The sequence below is a fragment of the Armatimonadota bacterium genome (genome assembly GCA_031459715.1).
Classification (GTDB): domain Bacteria; phylum Sysuimicrobiota; class Sysuimicrobiia; order Sysuimicrobiales; family Humicultoraceae; genus Humicultor; species Humicultor tengchongensis.
The window spans coordinates 59,846-76,657 of sequence record JAVKIA010000009.1 but is presented as its reverse complement, the minus strand read 5'-3'; the positions used below and the strand labels follow the sequence as shown (position 1 = coordinate 76,657).

The 16,812-nt window shown below is 69.5% G+C and carries 17 protein-coding genes; 7 read left to right on the top strand and 10 right to left on the bottom strand.

The genetic code is table 11. The annotated features are described in order from the left end of the window. Positions 1-734, bottom strand: a 734-nt coding sequence (locus QN152_05585; protein MDR7538992.1) for an MFS transporter, incomplete at its 3' end; no start/stop codon positions are given. Positions 735-820: 86 nt separating this feature from the next. Between QN152_05585 and QN152_05580 the strand changes: the two genes are divergently transcribed. Beyond that, the gene (locus QN152_05580) at positions 821-1,174 is read left to right on the top strand and encodes a DUF4870 domain-containing protein (protein MDR7538991.1); all 354 of its coding nucleotides are present in this window, start codon (positions 821-823) and stop codon (positions 1,172-1,174) included. 76 nt (positions 1,175-1,250) lie between these two features. Here the strand turns inward: QN152_05580 and QN152_05575 are convergent, their stop codons facing one another. After that, positions 1,251-3,002 carry an NAD+ synthase gene (locus QN152_05575; GenBank protein ID MDR7538990.1) on the bottom strand — a complete coding sequence of 584 codons (1,752 nt, stop codon included), beginning with the start codon at positions 3,000-3,002 and terminating at the stop codon, positions 1,251-1,253. 169 nt (positions 3,003-3,171) lie between these two features. Between QN152_05575 and QN152_05570 the strand changes: the two genes are divergently transcribed. Genes QN152_05570 through QN152_05560 form a run of 3 tightly spaced genes read left to right on the top strand, consistent with a single transcriptional unit; the run spans position 3,172 to position 5,750 of the window. After that, positions 3,172-3,582 carry a type II secretion system protein gene (locus QN152_05570; protein ID MDR7538989.1) on the top strand — a complete coding sequence of 137 codons (411 nt, stop codon included), beginning with the start codon at positions 3,172-3,174 and terminating at the stop codon, positions 3,580-3,582. Next, positions 3,569-4,156 carry a hypothetical protein gene (locus QN152_05565; GenBank protein ID MDR7538988.1) on the top strand — a complete coding sequence of 196 codons (588 nt, stop codon included), beginning with the start codon at positions 3,569-3,571 and terminating at the stop codon, positions 4,154-4,156. Before QN152_05570 ends, QN152_05565 begins: the two co-directional genes overlap by 14 nt. Before the next feature lie 10 nt (positions 4,157-4,166). Beyond that, positions 4,167-5,750 carry a hypothetical protein gene (locus QN152_05560; GenBank protein ID MDR7538987.1) on the top strand — a complete coding sequence of 528 codons (1,584 nt, stop codon included), beginning with the start codon at positions 4,167-4,169 and terminating at the stop codon, positions 5,748-5,750. A 55-nt stretch (positions 5,751-5,805) separates the two neighbouring features. Here the strand turns inward: QN152_05560 and QN152_05555 are convergent, their stop codons facing one another. From QN152_05555 to QN152_05520, 8 genes are all read right to left on the bottom strand, one after another. Beyond that, positions 5,806-6,603 carry a metal ABC transporter permease gene (locus tag QN152_05555; GenBank protein ID MDR7538986.1) on the bottom strand — a complete coding sequence of 266 codons (798 nt, stop codon included), beginning with the start codon at positions 6,601-6,603 and terminating at the stop codon, positions 5,806-5,808. A gap of 17 nt (positions 6,604-6,620) precedes the next feature. After that, positions 6,621-7,358, bottom strand: coding sequence for a metal ABC transporter ATP-binding protein (locus QN152_05550; protein ID MDR7538985.1), 738 nt, complete (start codon positions 7,356-7,358; stop codon positions 6,621-6,623). A 7-nt stretch (positions 7,359-7,365) separates the two neighbouring features. Beyond that, positions 7,366-8,256 (bottom strand): zinc ABC transporter substrate-binding protein, encoded by an 891-nt coding sequence (locus QN152_05545; protein ID MDR7538984.1) that lies wholly within the window; start codon positions 8,254-8,256, stop codon positions 7,366-7,368. Beyond that, positions 8,253-8,678 (bottom strand): Fur family transcriptional regulator, encoded by a 426-nt coding sequence (locus QN152_05540; protein ID MDR7538983.1) that lies wholly within the window; start codon positions 8,676-8,678, stop codon positions 8,253-8,255. Before QN152_05540 ends, QN152_05545 begins: the two co-directional genes overlap by 4 nt. 125 nt (positions 8,679-8,803) lie before the next feature. Then, the gene (gene glnA, locus QN152_05535) at positions 8,804-10,258 is read right to left on the bottom strand and encodes a type I glutamate--ammonia ligase (protein ID MDR7538982.1); all 1,455 of its coding nucleotides are present in this window, start codon (positions 10,256-10,258) and stop codon (positions 8,804-8,806) included. A 151-nt stretch (positions 10,259-10,409) separates the two neighbouring features. Next, positions 10,410-10,985, bottom strand: a complete 576-nt coding sequence (locus tag QN152_05530; GenBank protein ID MDR7538981.1) for a response regulator — start codon at positions 10,983-10,985, stop codon at positions 10,410-10,412. Continuing rightward, positions 10,982-12,631: a GAF domain-containing protein gene (locus QN152_05525; protein MDR7538980.1), complete on the bottom strand. Its 1,650-nt coding sequence runs from the start codon at positions 12,629-12,631 to the stop codon at positions 10,982-10,984. The genes QN152_05530 and QN152_05525 overlap by 4 nt, the downstream gene beginning before the upstream one ends. After that, positions 12,624-13,112, bottom strand: a complete 489-nt coding sequence (locus tag QN152_05520; GenBank protein ID MDR7538979.1) for a DUF192 domain-containing protein — start codon at positions 13,110-13,112, stop codon at positions 12,624-12,626. The genes QN152_05525 and QN152_05520 overlap by 8 nt, the downstream gene beginning before the upstream one ends. A 541-nt stretch (positions 13,113-13,653) precedes the next feature. Between QN152_05520 and QN152_05515 the strand changes: the two genes are divergently transcribed. Genes QN152_05515 through QN152_05505 form a run of 3 tightly spaced genes read left to right on the top strand, consistent with a single transcriptional unit; the run spans position 13,654 to position 16,807 of the window. Next, complete coding sequence (locus QN152_05515; GenBank protein ID MDR7538978.1) at positions 13,654-14,247, top strand: ABC transporter permease; 594 nt, start codon at positions 13,654-13,656, stop codon at positions 14,245-14,247. Further along, the gene (locus QN152_05510) at positions 14,244-15,506 is read left to right on the top strand and encodes an NAD(P)/FAD-dependent oxidoreductase (GenBank protein ID MDR7538977.1); all 1,263 of its coding nucleotides are present in this window, start codon (positions 14,244-14,246) and stop codon (positions 15,504-15,506) included. The genes QN152_05515 and QN152_05510 overlap by 4 nt, the downstream gene beginning before the upstream one ends. A gap of 32 nt (positions 15,507-15,538) precedes the next feature. Next, positions 15,539-16,807: an endonuclease Q family protein gene (locus QN152_05505; GenBank protein ID MDR7538976.1), complete on the top strand. Its 1,269-nt coding sequence runs from the start codon at positions 15,539-15,541 to the stop codon at positions 16,805-16,807. Positions 16,808-16,812: the final 5 nt, after the last annotated feature.

The window sequence follows — 16,812 nt, the reverse complement described above, 5'->3', positions numbered from 1 at the left end:
CAGGCGGCGGTGAGGAAAATGGGAAGCCAGGCACGCATCCCGAAGAGCTCCCAGTTGTGGGCGGCGTAGCCGGCGATAAAGCGCAGAGCCGCCGGATTGCGCAGGACGTCCCGGAAGGGGAGGCCGCCTCGCCGCGCACCCGCTGCAGGGCGCGACACATCGTGCACCACCGGCCAGGCCAGGAGCACGCCCAGCAGCGGGCCCGCCGCCGTAAGCAAGAACATCGTCTGCACTCCCAGGGGCAACAGCCGGCCCGCCAGGAAGAGGGAGAGGGCCGCCCCGACGCTGAAGCAGGCGATGAACACCCCCAGCGCCGCTCCGCGATGACGCTGTGGAAAGGTCTCGGCCACCAGGCGTACGCCGGGCATGTACGTACCGGCCAGCCCCACGCCCAGCAGAGCCCGCAGGAGCAGGGCGGAGAGAAATCCCCTGGCCCCCACGGCGAAAAGGGTTGCGGCGAAGCCGTTCCACGTTGCGGAAAGCAGGTAGATGCGGCGCACACCCACCAGGTCGGTCAGGCTGGCCAGCCAGAGCACGGCCAGGGCGTAGCCCGCCTGCTGGGCTCCGAAGATGGCACCGGCCTGCGCACTGGAGAGCCGCCACTGCCGCGCCAGCAGCGGCTGGGCGGCGGTGTAGCTGGAGAAGGTGACCATCGTGGCGATCTCCGCCAGGGAGAGCAGCAGCAGCCAGCGCAGGGTGGGAGTCGGTCGAAGGTCCACGCCAGAAGGAAGCATAGCCGAGCCCCTGCCGGCGGACCAGGATTATGCGGACGCACCGCCGAAGCGCACCGGGAGGCAAATCGGTTTCCGGGGGGTGCCCGATGAGCGATCAGACCACAGCGCCGGAACAGTCCAACCGCCTGCTGGCGGCTCTGGGATATCCCATCTGGATCATCGCCCTGGTCATCATCCTGACCGAGATGAAGAAGGACGCCTTCATGCGGCGCCACGGCTGGACCGCCCTCTTCTGGGGCATCGCCTGGGCTGTCATCTACATCGGTCTGGCCATCATCGCCAACATCCCCTTCCTGGGATGGCTGGGCGCGCTGCTGCTGGGACCGATCCTGTGGCTGGCCTGGTTGATCCTCTCCCTCTACTACGCCTACCAGACGTACAACGGCAGGGACTTCACCATCCCCCTGGTCAGCGACTGGGCGAAGAAGTACGCGACGTAACCGTCAGCGCAGGACGGCCAGCTGGCGCGGCTTCACTCTGAGGCAAACCCCGGGGGGCGCCCTCGCCTGCCAGCCTTCACGACTTGCGGGCCGGCGTCCCTTCGACGGGCTGGACGGGAGAGCGAACGCTGCCGCGGAACCAGTTGGTAATGGGCAGGCGGCGGTCCTTGCCGAGGGCTTTGGGGGTGATCTTCACCCCCGGCGGAGCCTGACGCCGCTTGTACTCGCTTCGGTCCACCATAGCCACCACCTGCTCCACCACCCCAGGGTCAAAACCCCGTTCCACAATGCGGGCAGGTGGCAGGTCCTGTTCCACGTACAGCTCCAGGATGGCGTCCAGGACTTCGTAGGGCGGTAGCGTCTCCTGGTCGGTCTGCCCCGGGCGCAGCTCGGCGGTAGGCGCGCGCTCCAGCAGCTCCTGCGGGAAGAGCTCGCCCCGCCGGTTGCGCCAGCGGGCCAGCTGGTAGACCAGGGTCTTGGGCACGTCCTTGATCACGGCGAAGCCCCCGGCCATGTCCCCGTAGAGCGTGGCGTAGCCCACGCTGAGCTCACTCTTGTTCCCGGTGGTGAGGACGAGCCAGCCGAACTTGTTGGACAGCGCCATAAGCAGCGTCCCCCGGATGCGCGCCTGCAGGTTCTCCTCAGTGACGTCTTCCGGCCGGCTGGCGAAGGCCGGGCGGAGCGCCTCCCGGAACGCCTGGAAGATGGGGTCGATGGGCACCTCCAGCGGGACGACGCCCAGGCGGCGGCTTACCGTCTCGGCGATGCGCCGGCTCTGCGCCGAGGTGAAGAGGGAGGGCATGAAGGCCGAGTGCACGTGCTCGGGCCCCAGGGCGTCCGCGGCTATGGCGGCCACCAGGGCCGAGTCGATGCCGCCGGAGAGGCCGACGACCACGTCGCGGAAGCGGTTCTTGCGCACGTAGTCGCGCGTGCCCAGGACCAGCGCCTGGTAGATCTCCTCCAGGGGCTCCAGCGGCGGCACCAGGGTGGGGGGCAGAGTGCCGCGGCGGGAGGGGCGGTGCGGCCCCACGGCCACGGCGGGGGTGGCGATCTCCTCCTCCATCGGTGGCGGAGGCCCCGCGGCGCGCCTGGCCTCCGCTACTGCCTCCAGGTCCACGTCACCGAAGACCAGGCCCTCCTGGAACTGCGGCCCACGGGCCACCACGTTCCCCCGGTGGTCGACCAGCAGGCTCATCCCGTCGAATACCAGCTCGTCCTGCCCCCCCACCAGGTTGACATAGGCGATGGTGGTGGCGTAGTCGCGCGCCCGCGTGCGCAGCATCTCCTCCCGCTGTCGCCACTTGCCGGCGTGGTAAGGGGAGGCGTTGATGTTCACCAGCAGAAGCGCTCCGGCGCTGGCCGCGGCCTGGGGCGGGCCGCCCGGAGCCCAGATGTCCTCGCAGATGGTGATGGCAATGGGGGCGGGGGCAAAGGCAAACAGCGGGCAGGCGGTACCGGGCCGGAAGTATCGCTTCTCGTCGAAGACGCCGTAGTTGGGCAGGCGGTGCTTGTAGTAGACGCCGGCCACGCGCCCGTCGTACAGCAGCGCCGCCGCGTTGTAGAGGTGGTCGTCCCCGTCCACGAAGCCCACCACCACCCCCATGGCCGGGGTGCGCCGCGCCACCTCCTGCAGCGCCTCCCGGCTGGCGGCGACGAAGTCGGGCTTGAGGAGGAGGTCTTCGGGCGGGTAGCCGGTGAGGGCCAGCTCGGGGAAGGCCACCAGGTCGACGTCGTGCGCGGCCGCGGCCTCGATGGCCTGGCAGATCCGCCGGGTGTTCCCTTCCAGGTCTCCCACGACGGCGTTGACTTGGGCCATGGCGATGCGCATGCACGGCCCTCCGGCCTGTGGCCTCGGTGCCTACCGATTCCTCATAGCACCGGGCCTTCGGCAGTGTCAAGGAACGGCTGCCGCTGGAGCCCGATGTCAGGCCAGCGATGCCGGCGGACTTGGAGCAAGCCATCCGGTCTAGCCCATCCCGCCTGAGGGCACATTCTAAATGATGCGGCAGACCCACCGCGAGGGCGGCTTCGGACTGATGGAGGTGATGCTGGCGGTGGCGCTCTACGCCATCGCCCTGGTCTCCCTCTTCGGCCTCCTCATCACCTCGGTCACCGCCGGCACCATCGGGGAGAGCGCGGCGGTGGCGGTCAACCTGGCGCGGCAGCGCATGGAGGGGCTGGCCGCGCTGGACGTGCCCACGATGCTGGCAGAAGGCTGCGGTACCACGACCACGGCTCAGGTGCCCGATGGCCAGGGGCGCCCCTACACGATCACCGTCGGCTGTCTGGAGCCGCCTGGAGCGGGCTACGTGGACGTGACCGTCACCGTGCGGTGGACGGTGCAGGGTGGGCGCGCTCCGGGCGGAGGTCAGTATGCGCGCACGCTGCAGACCCGTGTGGCCAGGTAGAGGCAGCCGCGGCTACGCCCTGGCCGACCTGGTGGTGGGCATGGCGGTCTTCGCCCTGGTCCTGGCGGGAGTCTACCAGGTGTTCATCCCCGTTCTCAGGTTTGCCGCTTCCGTCAACGAACGGCTGGCGGTACAGCAGGATGTCCGCCTGGCCGTAGACCGCATGGCCCGCGACCTGCGTGAGTCGGCCATGAGCACCGGCCGGCTGGAGGTCTACCCGGGAGGCGCGGCCATCGGCCTGGTCACCGCGCGGGCCAGCTGCAGCGGGGATTTCAGCGTGGATCCATCCACGGGGGAGCCGCGGTGGCAGGCAGTGATCTACCTCGTCCTGGATCAGGCCAGCGGGGAGGTGCGCCGCTACTGCGATCCCACCACCACATTCACCGCTGCCAGCCCCGTGACCGCCGGCCCCTTTGAGGTCCTGGCGCGCAACGTGCAGGTGCTGGCGTTTGCCATCACCAGGGACCCGGCTACCGGCAACGAGATCGGTGTGACCGTGACCCTGCACGAGCGGACGCCGCGGGGCGATGCCGACCGCTACATCCGCACCGAGTTCGTACCGCGCAACGACTAGGGAGGCGGCCATGCCGCGCACCGGTCACCTGGAGGAAGGAATGGCCGTCATCCCTGTGCTGGTGGTGGTCCTGGTGGTCAGCGCCATCGGGCTGGGCCTGGTAGGGGTGATGAACACCGACATTACCCACGCCACCATCCAGGGGGTCGTCTCCCGCAGCTTCTACGTGGCGCAGGCCGGCCTGCAGGAGGCCATCGTCCGGCTGAAGGGCGACCCCAACTACCGCACCCCGGGCTACCCCGCCGCGATCCCTCCTGAGGACTTCGCCGGCGGCCAGTTCTGGATCTGGGTGGAAGACCACGCGGAGGACGTGGTGCAGATCACCTCCCGGGGGCGAGCCACCACCGCGGGGCGAACGGCCACTGCCGAGGTGCGGGCGACGGCCCTGGTCGGTCCGCCGGTGACTTTCGGTTTGTTCGGCGTCTCCACGGTGGAGGCCCAGGGGGCAAACTCGCGCACCTACCTGGCGCCCTGGCGGCCCTCAGGGCCGGGTGTGCCCCGCGGTGCCAACATGGGCTCATTCCAGGACATCAACTTCCAGGACAGCGGCTCCCGCCTCAACGCCCTGAGCGAGACCTCGGTGGAGACCCTCACCCTGCGCGATGGGACCTTCAACGACTGGGAGCTGTTTGGTTTCGAAAGCCGGCCGGTCTACTCTCCCGATCCCAGCGTCGACCCGGCACCCTGGATCCTCGGCGTCTTCGGGGACATCGTCAAGGCGCAGCCGGAGAGGGACCCCTGGCCTCACTCCTGCACCCCGCTCACCTACTACGCCTGCCTGACGGTGCGCAGCGGCTCCACCGACATCGCCACCGTCACCCAGCTGCGGGTAGAGGAGAACGTGCGCCACGTCTACGTGAACCGCATCCGGCGGCGCATCCTCCCGGCGGCCGGCCTGGACAGTGAGCCGCTGCTGCAGGAAGCGCGAAGAAACACCGCCAACGCCGCGGTGAACCGGGCGGCCGGGATCACCACCCCCGATGACGCCGTCTACACGGCGGAGGAGTTCCACTGCCTGCAGGCCTACCTGAGCAGCACCGGCGGGCAGATCCGGGGCACCGTCTACGTCAGCGGCGACGTGCAGGTCGGCGGCAGCGTGCGGGCCACCTGCGAGGGACGGACGCGCAATCTCTCCCTGGGCAGCCAGCTGACCATTCTCGACGGCACCCTGGCCATTGAAGGAAACCTGGTCTTAGACCAGAACGCCAGCCTGGCCATCCCACACGACATCTTCGGCACCAACTTCGGCACCGCACCGGCGGACGAGGCGCGGGCCGCAGCGGCCCGCGAGAAGGTCGCCCTGGCCCTGTTCCGGCGTGGCAGCTCCACCGGTCGATTTGTCATGCTGGGCGGGTCGCAGTCAAAGTTCACCGCTGACGGGCTCGTGTATACCTCCGATGGCATGGAGGTGGGGCCGCAGGCTATGGTGGACCTGATCGGCGTCATGTACCACAACACCGCCAACCACACCCGTCCCTCCTTCCTGAACAACAACGGCACCACGGTCATCCGCTACGACCCCCTGGCCGCATCCCGCCTGAGCTCCGGGGCCGGCATCGGCGTGACCGTCCTCTCCTGGCAGCAGCTGCGCTGAAGCCTCGGCTGCAGCGCCCTCCGCCCGCGTGCGGCAACGCACGTCCTCCTGCCGGCTACCGACCCGGGGTGAGGAGGAAGACCAGGAGGAACAGGAGGATCCCGCCCAGGACGATGGCTCCGCTGGCCGGGACGTCCAGGTAGAAGGAGGTGACGAGTCCTCCCAGGACCGTGGTCAGCGAGCAGGCCACGGCCACTCCCAGGGCGCTGCGGAAGCTGCGGGCCAGACGCAGCGCGGTGACCGCGGGGATGACCATCAGGGCGCCGGTCAGGAGGATGCCCACGACGCGCATGGCCACCACCACCGTGACCGCCACCAGGGAAGCGAACAGCAGGTTCAACCCCTCCACCGGCAGGCCCCGCACCCGCGCCCCTTCCGCATCGAAGGTGATGGCGAATAGCTCCTTGTAGAACACGGCGACCGCGCCCAGCACCCCCAGGCCCAGCAGGAAGCTCACCCACAGGTCCCGCGGCTGGACTGCGGTGATGGCCCCGAACAGGTACGGGAAGAGCCCCACGGTGAATCCGTCGGCCAGGCCGATGACCACCACGGCCACGGCCAGACCACCGTAGAGGAAGATGGCCAGCGCGGTCTCCCCCCCGAGGCCGCTTCCGCGCAGCCGCTCGATGCCCACCGCACCCAGCAGCGCCGCGGCCAGGGCGCCGGCCAGCGGGTAGGCGCCCAGGAGGAGGCTGACGGCCACGCCGGCCAACGACACGTGGGCCAGGGTGTCGGCGATCAAGCTGAGGCGACGCAGCACCAGGAAGACGCCCACCACGGGAGCGATGCTTCCGATGAGCACTCCCCCCAGCAGCGCCCGCTGCATGAACCCGTATTGGAGAATCTCCGGCATCTCCCACCGGGGCGGCACTAGTGCCGGTGCGCTACCACCCAGCTCTGCAGGCGGTACATCTCAGCCAGAGCTCCGCAGCGCGCCGCCTCCTCCGGGCTGCCGTGGAAGACCAGGGTGCGGTTGAGGCAGGCCAGCCGCGTCACCTCCTGGGCGACCACGCCGATGTCGTGGGAGACCAGCACCAGGGTGGTCCCCCGTTCCCGGTTGAGGTGGCGCAGCAGGCTGTAGAACTGCTCCTGCGCCTCTGCGTCCACCCCCACCGTGGGCTCGTCCAGCACGAGGAGCTCAGGGTCGCTGACCAGCGCCCGGGCGACGAGCACGCGCTGCTGCTGCCCGCTGGAGAGGCGGCCGATCAGCCGGTCGCGGAAAGCGGCCATGCCTACCGTCTCCAGGGCGCGGCGCGCCGCCTGGTAGTCCGCGGCACCCAGTGGACGGCCCAGCCCGCTGCGGCGCACCCGGCCACTGCTCACCACCTCGAAGACGCTGGCGGGGAAGCGGCTCTCGAAAGCCACACCTTTCTGGGGGACGTAGCCTATGCGCTGCCACTGGCGGAACTGGCCGACCTCGGTGCCGAAGAGGCGCACGTGGCCGCAGGCAGGGCGCAGCAGGCCCAGGAGGATACGCAGCAGCGTGGTCTTCCCTGCGCCGTTGGGCCCGATGATTCCCAGGAAGTCTCCGCGGGCGATGACCAGGCTGACCTCGTTCAGCACCCTCTCGCCGTCATAGCTGAAGCAGACGTGCTCCAGCTCCACCACCGGGGTGCTAGCGGCAGTCCAGTCCCTGGATGAGTTGGGCGAGGTTTGCATACATCACCGTGAAGTAGGCCTTCCCTCTGCGCCGTGCCTGCGGCGGCAGGCTCTCCAGAGGGTCCAGGATCGCCGTCCGCCCTCCGATCTCCCGGGCGACGGTCTCCGCTGGCCGTCGCTCTCCCCGGGGCTCCACGTAGATCACGCGGATGCCAGTACGCCGTGCCTCTTGAATGACGGCCTTCAGGCGCGAGGGCGACGGCTCCGCCTCCGGGGCCAGCCCGCTGATGGGCACCATGCGCAGGCCGTAGCGCCGCGCCAGGTACCCGAACGCGGCGTGGGCAGTGATGAACTCCCTGCGCCGGCATCGAGCCAGCCCCTGCCGGTAGGCGGCGTGCAGCGCGAGGAAGTCGGCGCGCAGGCTGGCGGCGTTGGCCTGGTAGCGGGAGCAGCCCGCGGGATCCACGCGCACCAGCGCCGCCAGGATTCGCTCCGCCTGCTGGCTGGCCAGCAGTGGATCGAGCCAGACGTGCGGGTCCACGCTACCCTCCGTCCCCGCCAGGGGCAGCCCCTCCGCGGCCTCGACGACGTGCACCGACGGTGGGAGCTGTGCCCGCAGGGATGGTGCCCAGGGCTCCAGCCCCGCGCCGTTGTAGACGAACAGCCGCGCGGCCACCAGCCGCCGCAGGTCCCCTGGCGTCGGCTCGTAGTCGTGCACCTCGACTCCCTTCGGCACCAGTACCTGGACGACCGTCCGTTCTCCGGCGAGCCGGCCAGCGAACTCCGCCAGGGGGTCGATGGAGGCGACGATGGCCACCCCCGCGGCCGCAGGGGCCCGCCTGCACCCCGTCGCCACCAGCACGGCCAACATGACCAGGATCCGGTGCCACGGGGCAGACGCGGTCACGCCCGTCCCCGGCAGTCCAGGCAGTGGCCGAACAGCTCCAGCCGGTGGGTGGCCACCGCAAACCCGTTTCCCATCACGGCCCCGTCCAGCCGCTGCAGGGAGCAGTCCTCGAATGGGTCGACCCGTCCGCAACCCAGGCAGACGAGGTGGTGGTGGTGCCGCTCGGCCTGTGCGGATTCGTAGCGGGTCCGGCCGTCGCCCAGGAAGACCGGTCGGACCACCCCCTCCGCAGCCAGTGCGTCCAGCGTGCGGTAAACGGTGACCAGGCCGAGGCGGGGGGCGAGGCGGCGGGCGCGGGCGTGGATCTCACTCACCTGGCGTGCGCAGCCCAGCTCACCGAGCGCCTGCAGGACGGCTCGGCGCTGGGCGGTCATTCTCCGACCGTGTGCCCGCAGGTGTCCCGCCGCCTGCTCCACATCCATGGCGCGCCGCCCCGCTTAGTTGAAAATGAATTTCAATAAGCCAGGATAGCCGCCAGACCGGAGCCGGTCAAGCGGCTGGCGGGACGATGATATTGATCAGGCGGTTGCCGATCGGACGGAGCCGATCAGACGTCGTAGTACAGGACGAATTCCCAGGGGTGGGGGCGCAGGCGCACGGAGTCCACCTCCCGGACCCGCTTTATCTGGATCCAGGTGCGGATCAGGTCCTCGGTGAAGACGCCGCCGCGCAGCAGGAACTCGTAGTCGGCCTCCAGCGCGTCAAGCACCTCCGCCAGTGTCCCGGGCACCTGGCGCACATCTTTCCCGTTGTGCGCCATCAGGTCATAGAGATCCACGTCCAGCGGCGGTCCGGGATCCAGCTGACGCTGGATCCCGTCCAGACCGGCCATGAGCATGGCGGCGAAGGCCAGGTAGGGATTGCTGGAGGCGTCCGGCGGCCGGTACTCGATCCGCTTCGTCCGCGGATCGGTGGAGTAGACGGGGATGCGCACGCAGGCGCTGCGGTTGCGCTGAGAGTAGGCCAGGATCACCGGCGCCTCAAAGCCCGGCACCAGGCGCCGGTACGAGTTGGTGGTGGGGGCGCAGAAGGCCAAGAGCGCCGGAGAGTGAGCCAGCAGCCCGCCGATGTAGTAGCGCGCCATCTCGCTGAGCTGGGCGTAGCCCTGGGCGTCGAAGAACAGGTTCCGCTCCCCCAGCCAGAGGCTCTGGTGAGTGTGCATCCCCGACCCATTGTCCCCAAAGACGGGCTTGGGCATGAAGGTCACCGTCTTGCCCTGCATCCGGGCGTGCATTTTCAGGATGTACTTGTACAGCAGCACCCGGTCCGCCATCTCCGTGAGGGTGGCGAAGTGCAGGTCGATCTCGCACTGTCCCGCCGTGGCCACCTCGTGGTGGTGCGCCTCCACCGGCAGGCCCGCCTGGCGCATCTTGAGCACGGCCTCCGAACGGAACTCCTGCAGGGAGTCCGCAGGCGGGACCGGGAAATAGCCCTCCTTGAAGCGCAGCTTGTGGCCCAGGTTGGGCTGCTCGTCCCGGCCGGTGTTCCAGGCCCCCTCGGTGGAATCGACGAAGTAGTAGCCCGAGTGGGCGTTCTGGTCGTAGCGCACGCTGTCGAAGACGAAGAACTCCACCTCCGGGCCCCAGTAGCTGGCGGTGGCGATGCCGGAGGCGGCCAGGTAGCGCTCCGCCCGCTGAGCCACTCCGCGGGGATCGCGGGAGTAGGGCTCCCGGGTGACCGGGTCCAGGACATCGCAGACCAACAGCAGTGTGGGGACGCGGCTCATGGGGTCGAGGCGCGCCGAGGCGGCGTCTGGGAGCAGGAGCATGTCGCTCTCGTGGATCTGCTGGAAGCCGCGGATGCTCGATCCGTCGAAGCCGATCCCCTCGCTGAAGAGCCGGGCGCTCAACTCCTCCGCCGGGATGGAGAAGTGCTGCCAGGCACCCAGCAGGTCGCAGAAGCGCAGGTCGACCATCTGGACGCCCTGCTGCCGGCACAGCTCCATCACCTCCTGGGGCGTGGTCACCCGGGCTGCGGCGGTACGGGGCTCGGTTATCGACATCGGCGCTTCCCTCCTGGTCTGCTAGGGTCCTTAGCGGCTCTGCCTGGCCAAAAACAGATACGACGCCTCTTCCGGGGAAGAGGCGTCGCGGCCTCCACGGTCCGTTTATAACGTTATTTCATCTTGCATACTACCAGGATCCCCCCGGCCGTCAAGGGAGATCTTCGCCTTCCACGATGCGCCGGGCGATCTCCTTCATGGGGCGCCTGGTGTCGCGGCTGGCACGCTGTATCCGCCGGTAGGCCTCCTCCTCAGCGAGCCCCAGACGCTGCATCAGCGCACCCTTCGCCCGCTCCACCAGCTTCCTCACCTCCAGCGTCTCCTGCAGGCCGCTGACCTCCTCCGCCAGCGCCTGCAGGTCCCGGAAGCGGGCCAGGGCCACCTCGATAGCCGGCTGCAGGTCCGTCTCTCGCAACGGCTTCATCAGGTAGCCCATGACCCCGGCCTGCCGCGCCCTTTCCACCAGGTCGCGGTCGCCGTAGGCGGTGAGGACGATCACCGGGAGGCGGTACGTCTGGGCCAGCCGCTCCGCCGCGGCGAGCCCGTCCAGTCCCGGCATCTTGATGTCCAGGAAGACCAGATCAGGGCGGAGCCGTTCCACCAGCTCCAGCAACCGCCGCCCGTCCCCCGCCTCCCCCACCACGCGGTAGCCCCGCTCCTGCAGCATGGCCCGTAACCCCATGCGGATCACGGCCTCGTCGTCGGCGATGACGATGCGCAGGCTCACGGCGTCTGCGGTCGAGGGAAGGCGATGAGGACGCGTGTCCCCTGCCCGCTCTCCAGGGTGAAGGTGCCCCGCAGGTCTTCGGTGGCCAGGGCGCGGACGATCTGCAGCCCCAGGGTCTCTTCCTCCGCCTCCCGCGGCTGCAGCCCCACCCCGTCGTCCTGCACCTCCAGGAAGCACTGCTCCTCGTGGCGCCCCAGGCGGATGCTGATCTTTCCCCGGGCCCGGCCAGGGAAGGCGTGCTCCACGGCGTTCTGCACCAGTTCGTTCACTGCCAGGGCCAGTGAGGTGGCCTGCTGCGAGGGGAGGTAGAGGTCATCTCCGGCCACGTCCACGGTGATGTCGGAGGAAGCGGGAAGCATGTTCTCCACGGCAGAGCGGGCCACCCGCTCCACCAGGTGGCGGACGTTGACCATGCGGAAGCCCTCCACGGAGAGGATTTCGTGGACGGCGGCGATGCTGAGGATGCGGTTGACAGTCTCGGTGAGCACCTCCCGGCCGCTCACCGGCCGGTCTCCCCGGAGCTGCAGCCGCAGCAGCATGGCGATGGTCTGCAGGTTGTTCTTCACCCGGTGGTGCATCTCCCGCACCAGGGCGGAACGCACCACCAGAGTGCTGTTCTCGATGGCCAGGGCGGTCTGGTGGGCCAGCGTGGACAGGCGCTCCACCTCCTCTGCGGTCCACTGGTGCACCCGGCTCCGCGCGGCCAGGAAGGCGCCGATGGTCTTGCCCCGTACCGTGAGGGGAACGGCCAGGGCGGCGCGGGGGAGGGCCTGTGGTGCCCGCTCCCGGACGTCGGCCAGAGCCAGCGGCCGGCCGGTGCGCACCGCCTCCTCGGCCAGCCCGGCCAGCAGGGCCTCCCCGTCCCTCTCCGTCCCGCCGTCGCCTCCGTGGGCGGCAGCGGGCACCAGCCGGTCGCTCTCCTGGTCCAGCAGGTAAATGACGCATGCGGCGGCGCGCATCAGCCGCGTGGCCATCTCGGCGATCAGGCGCAGCATCTCCTCCAGGTACAGGGGCGCGGTGAGGGTCTTACTGGCCTCGGCCAGGGTGGAGAGCTCTCCGATCTGGCGGCGCATACTGTCGTACAGCGCCGCTTTCTCGATGGCCCCCGCCACCAGATCGGCGATGGTGGAGAGCAGGTCGATCTCCTCGGGGCTGTACTCGTGGACGGCCCGTGTCTGCACGTTCATCGCGCCCAGCACCCGCCCCCCGCTCTGCAGCGGCACGGCGGCCAGGGAGCGGAAGGCTAGCTCGCGCGTCTCGGGCAGGTAGACGAAGCGGGGATCCTGGGCGGCGTCGCTGCTGACCGCGGGAGCAGCGTGGCTGGCCGCCCATCCGGTCATCCCCTCCCCCCAGCGCAGCCGCGCCCGGCCGATGGCCTCCTGGGCCAGCCCGGTGGTGGCCCGCAGCACCAGGAATTCCCCCGCCGGGTCCAGGAGGTATACAGAGCAGGAGTCCATCCCCGTGACCTCCGCCGTCTTACGGGTGACCAGCGCCAGGGTGGTGTCCAGGTCCAGGGCCGCACCGATGGCGCGGCTGATCTCCCGCAGAGCGGCCAGCTCGGCCTCCTTCCGCCGCAGCCGCGCCAGAAGGGTCTCCTCGCGCCGCTCGGGGGCCGGCTCGCTGCGCGGCAGCGTGGTCTCACTCATGGCGGCGGAAGATCACCCGGGTGCCCACGGTGACGCCATGCTTGAGGAAGAGTCCCTGTCGCACCTCCAGGGCGTAGCGCGCGGGCGCCCGCGCCTCGTAGATGGTAAACGGTCCCGCCCGGGGATCAGGAGCGACGGCCATGTCCTGTATGTCCACGATCTTCCAGTGGCGGTCGATGAAGGCGACCGAGAGAGGGATCAAGGTGTTCTTCATCCAGAAGCCCCAGCGGCCCTCCGTCTCGAAGACGAAGAGCATCCCCGCGCTCTCCGGCAGGCTGCGGCGGAACATCAGCCCCTGCGCCCGGGCGGCGGGGGTGTCGGCCACCTCCACCTGCAGGACCACCCGCTTCCCCGGGACTAGCAGCGTCAGCGTGCCCTTCTTGAACAGAGGCTCAGCGCCGCCGGCGGCAAGTTCCAGAGCGGCCAGCAGCGCCGGGAGGATCAGCACCACATGACGTCCGTAGAACATCTTCGTGTTCACGGTACCAGGACATCAGGGTCATTTCCAGCGGGCGGGTCCGAGGCTTCCCACCTTGCTGACATATTCCAGGCGCCCGATAATGAGGGCCGCGGGGCCGGAGTGGTTGACGGTTGCGGCCGGCCCGCGCCATGGAGGGTGTGGCATGCGGGTGCAGCTCGAACGGTACCTCATCCTCTCCCTGGAGGCGCTTGAGTCCAACCTGGAGAGCGTCTTCCTGCACCTGACGGGAAGGCGTTTGCGGGATTAGTGAGGTAGGGCGACGTGCCGCAACAGATCCTGGCGCTTACCTGGAAGGACCTCAAGATATTCTTCAAGGACCCGGGGGCTGTGGCCCTGATCTTTTTCCCCTCATGTTCATCGTGGTGATGAGCTTCGCCCTGGCCGGCCTCTTCCGCTCCGATGGAGACCGCCCCATTCGGCTCCTGGCCGTGAACCAGGACCGCGGGAGCCTGGCGGCCAGCATCCTCCGCCAGCCGGACCAGATGAGGGCCTTCCAGGTGGAGACGATCTGGGAGGGGACCCTTCCACTTCCAGCCGGTTCGTGGATCCCGTCCTGGGAACCCTGCAGGGGCTGCTGGAGCGGAGCACCTACGCCGCTGTGATGCCAAAGAGGATCGACCTGCTCTTTACGGTGGAGCGAAGAGCGCCGGTGGGAATGCGGGTGGTGAAGTTCCCGGATACCTTCCAGCAGAACGTGCCCGGCTATACCATCTTCGGGATCTTCTGCGTCGTCAGCCTGCTTGGCTCCTCGTTTCTCCGGGAGAAGCGAGAGGGCACCTTCCGGCGCCTGCTCGCCGCCCCGATAGCGCGGGCGACTCTGCTGGCCGGCAAACTGGTGGCGTACTACCTCATCAACCTGCTCCAGATTGCCATCATGCTGGGAGCGGCCAGGCTGCTGTTCGGCATGAGCCTGGGCTCTTCACCGGTCGGGCTGGTTGCGGTGAGCCTGGCCGCAGCGGCCACGGCAATCCGCACCGCGGGGCTGGTCGCCCTCCACGCCTGGGCTCTGGGAGCCTACCAGGATGTGCTGGTACGGGGATACGGATTCAGGGAGGTCCTGCCCAAGGTGGGTGCCCTGGCCGGCTTTGCCGGTGCGTTCTTCAGTTTCGGGATCTGGCGGTTCAGCTTCGAATGAGCGCGCCTTCCCACCGTTGGGACGTGATCGTCGTTGGCGGCGGGCCGGCGGGAGGGATGGCCGCCTGGACGACGGCCCGCGCAGGGCTCCGCACCCTGCTCCTGGAGGAGCACAGCGCCGTCGGCGCGCCCCCCCACTGCAGCGGCAAGCTTTCGGTGCACGCCTTCCGGGAATTCGACCTGCCTCTGTCACTGGTGCGCACCTCGCTGCGTGCGGCCACGCTCTATGCCCCCGACGGGACGGCTGCCACAGTCCGGCGGGCGGTGGTCGACTCCCACGTGGTGGACCGCGACCGCTTTGACCGCTGGCTGGTGGCCCAGGCCCAGGCCGCCGGGGCGGAGGTCATCCTGGAGGCGAGGGCGCGGCGCGGCACCCGCGAGAACAGCCTGGTGAGGGTAGAAGTTGAGCGGCGTGGGCGCCCACTGGCCTTCCGCGCCCCCCTGGTGGTGGACGCGGAGGGAGCGCGCGCGCTACTGCCCCAGACGCTGGGGCTGTCGCGGCACCGCCTGGTCGTCCACGGGCTGCAGTACGAAATGGAAGGTCTGCATCTGGAAGCCGCTGATGCCCCCGAGCTCTACTTCGGCCGGGAGTGGGCACCGGGGTTCTTCGCCTGGATCATGCCCACGGGGGAAGGGAGCGGTCGCGTGGGCCTGTGCGTAGACCCCCGAATGACGGCCCGGCCACCCGTCTACTACCTGGAGCGGCTGCTGGCCGACCACCCCGTCGTCTCCCGCCGCGTGCGCGGAGCGCGCACCGTCCGCAGGCTGGCGGGCCGTATCCCGCTGCTGGGCCGACCCACACCCTCCTACGCTCCGGGACTGCTTCTGGCCGGCGACGCGGCCGGGCACGTCAAGGCCACCTCCGGCGGGGGCATCTACTTCGCCCTGGTGGCGGGACGGCTGGCCGGGGAGGCGGCGCGTGAGCTGCTGGGAGGCGACGGCGCCGCCCAGCGCAGGTACGAGCGGGCGTGGAGGCGGCGTTTCGGGCGGGAGCTGGCCTTTACCGCCGTGGTGCGCCGCCTGCTCAACGCCTTGCCGGATGAAGACCTCTCCCGCCTGGTGCGCGCCCTGGCGCGCGACCCCTGGCTACGGCACGTGGTCGAAGAGCACGGGGACACCCAGTACCAGTCGCGCCTCCTCGGCCCGCTCAGCCGGCGGGTCCTGCAGTCGTGGCGGGAGCTGCCGCTGGCCCCGCTGGTCCTGCGCGCCCTGGTCCGCGGCCTCCTGGCAGCGGGCGGCGAGGGACGGGTGCCGGGGTAGGAGCAGACCCGGCAGCCGTCTAAGACCTCCCCATGCGGGTCATCGCCGACCTCCACCTCCACTCCAAGTACAGCCGCGCCACCAGCCGGGACATGGACGTGGAGAACCTGGCCCGCTGGTGCAGGCTCAAGGGCATCACCCTGGTGGGAACCGGGGACTTCACCCACCCGGTGTGGTTTCGGGAGATGCGGGCCAAGCTGAAGCCCACGGGCCGCGGCCTCTACACCTACGATGGCGTGCACTTCCTCCTCACCGTGGAAGTCTCGAACATCTACCCGCAGGGCGGGCGCCTGCGCAAGATCCACAACCTGATCCTGGCGCCTTCCTTTGAGGTGGTGGAGCGACTGAACGCCGTGCTGGGGCGCTTCGGCAACCTGATGGCCGACGGCCGACCCACTCTCTCCCTCCCCTGCGACAAGCTGGTGGAGTACGTGACCGAGCTTTCCCCCGACTGCCTGGTCATCCCGGCGCACGCGTGGACCCCCTGGTTCTCCCTCTACGGTTCCAACTCGGGGTTCGACGCCCTGGAGGAGTGCTTCCGCGACCAGAGCAGGCATATCGTCGCCGTGGAGACCGGGCTGTCCAGTGACCCGCCCATGAACTGGCGCCTCTCCGAGCTGGACCGGGTACTGCTGGTGAGCAACTCCGACGCCCATTCGCCGGCGAAGCTGGGGCGGGAGGCCAACGTCTTTGAGATGGACGTCCTGGACTACCACGAGCTGGTGCGCATTCTGCGGGAGCGGGACGTGAGCCGTTTCCTCTACACCATCGAGTTCTTCCCCCAGGAGGGCAAGTACCACTTCGACGGCCACCGCAGCTGCAACCAGCGCCTCGCTCCCCGGGAGACCAAGGCGCTGCAGGGGATCTGCCCGGTCTGCCGCCGTCCCCTTACCGTGGGCGTGATGCACCGGGTAGAACTGCTGGCGGACCGCGAGGAGGGCTACGTCCCCGAGGGGGCGGTCCCCTACCGCAGCCTGATTCCCCTTGAGGAGATCATTGCGGCAGCTCGCGGCACGCAGGTGGGCACCGCCGCCGTGCGCGAGGAGTACCTGCATCTGTGCCGGGAGTTCGGCGGGGAGTTTCGCGTCCTGCTGGACGTGCCCCCCGAGGAGCTGGCCCGCGTCGCCTCACCCCGGGTCGTGGAAGGGCTGCGCCGTGTGCGGGAGGGGCAGGTGCGCATCGTCCCCGGCTACGACGGCGTCTTTGGCGAGATCCAGATCTTCGAGGAAGCGCCCTCCCCGGCCGCGGAGGAACCCCTCCCCTCCCGGGAGCCGGCGGGTTCCCAGATGCGCCTCTTCTAGCCGCG

What these genes read in the sequence shown, in the direction of transcription:
- QN152_05580 (MDR7538991.1), top strand. Translation starts at nt 821, where the DNA reads ATGAGCGATCAGACCACAGCGCCGGAACAGTCCAACCGCCTGCTGGCG.
- QN152_05575 (MDR7538990.1), bottom strand. Translation starts at nt 3,002, where the DNA reads ATGCGCATCGCCATGGCCCAAGTCAACGCCGTCGTGGGAGACCTGGAA.
- QN152_05570 (MDR7538989.1), top strand. Translation starts at nt 3,172, where the DNA reads ATGATGCGGCAGACCCACCGCGAGGGCGGCTTCGGACTGATGGAGGTG.
- QN152_05560 (MDR7538987.1), top strand. Translation starts at nt 4,167, where the DNA reads ATGCCGCGCACCGGTCACCTGGAGGAAGGAATGGCCGTCATCCCTGTG.
- QN152_05555 (MDR7538986.1), bottom strand. Translation starts at nt 6,603, where the DNA reads ATGCCGGAGATTCTCCAATACGGGTTCATGCAGCGGGCGCTGCTGGGG.
- QN152_05540 (MDR7538983.1), bottom strand. Translation starts at nt 8,678, where the DNA reads ATGGATGTGGAGCAGGCGGCGGGACACCTGCGGGCACACGGTCGGAGA.
- glnA (MDR7538982.1), bottom strand. Translation starts at nt 10,258, where the DNA reads ATGTCGATAACCGAGCCCCGTACCGCCGCAGCCCGGGTGACCACGCCC.
- QN152_05525 (MDR7538980.1), bottom strand. Translation starts at nt 12,631, where the DNA reads ATGAGTGAGACCACGCTGCCGCGCAGCGAGCCGGCCCCCGAGCGGCGC.
- QN152_05510 (MDR7538977.1), top strand. Translation starts at nt 14,244, where the DNA reads ATGAGCGCGCCTTCCCACCGTTGGGACGTGATCGTCGTTGGCGGCGGG.
- QN152_05505 (MDR7538976.1), top strand. Translation starts at nt 15,539, where the DNA reads ATGCGGGTCATCGCCGACCTCCACCTCCACTCCAAGTACAGCCGCGCC.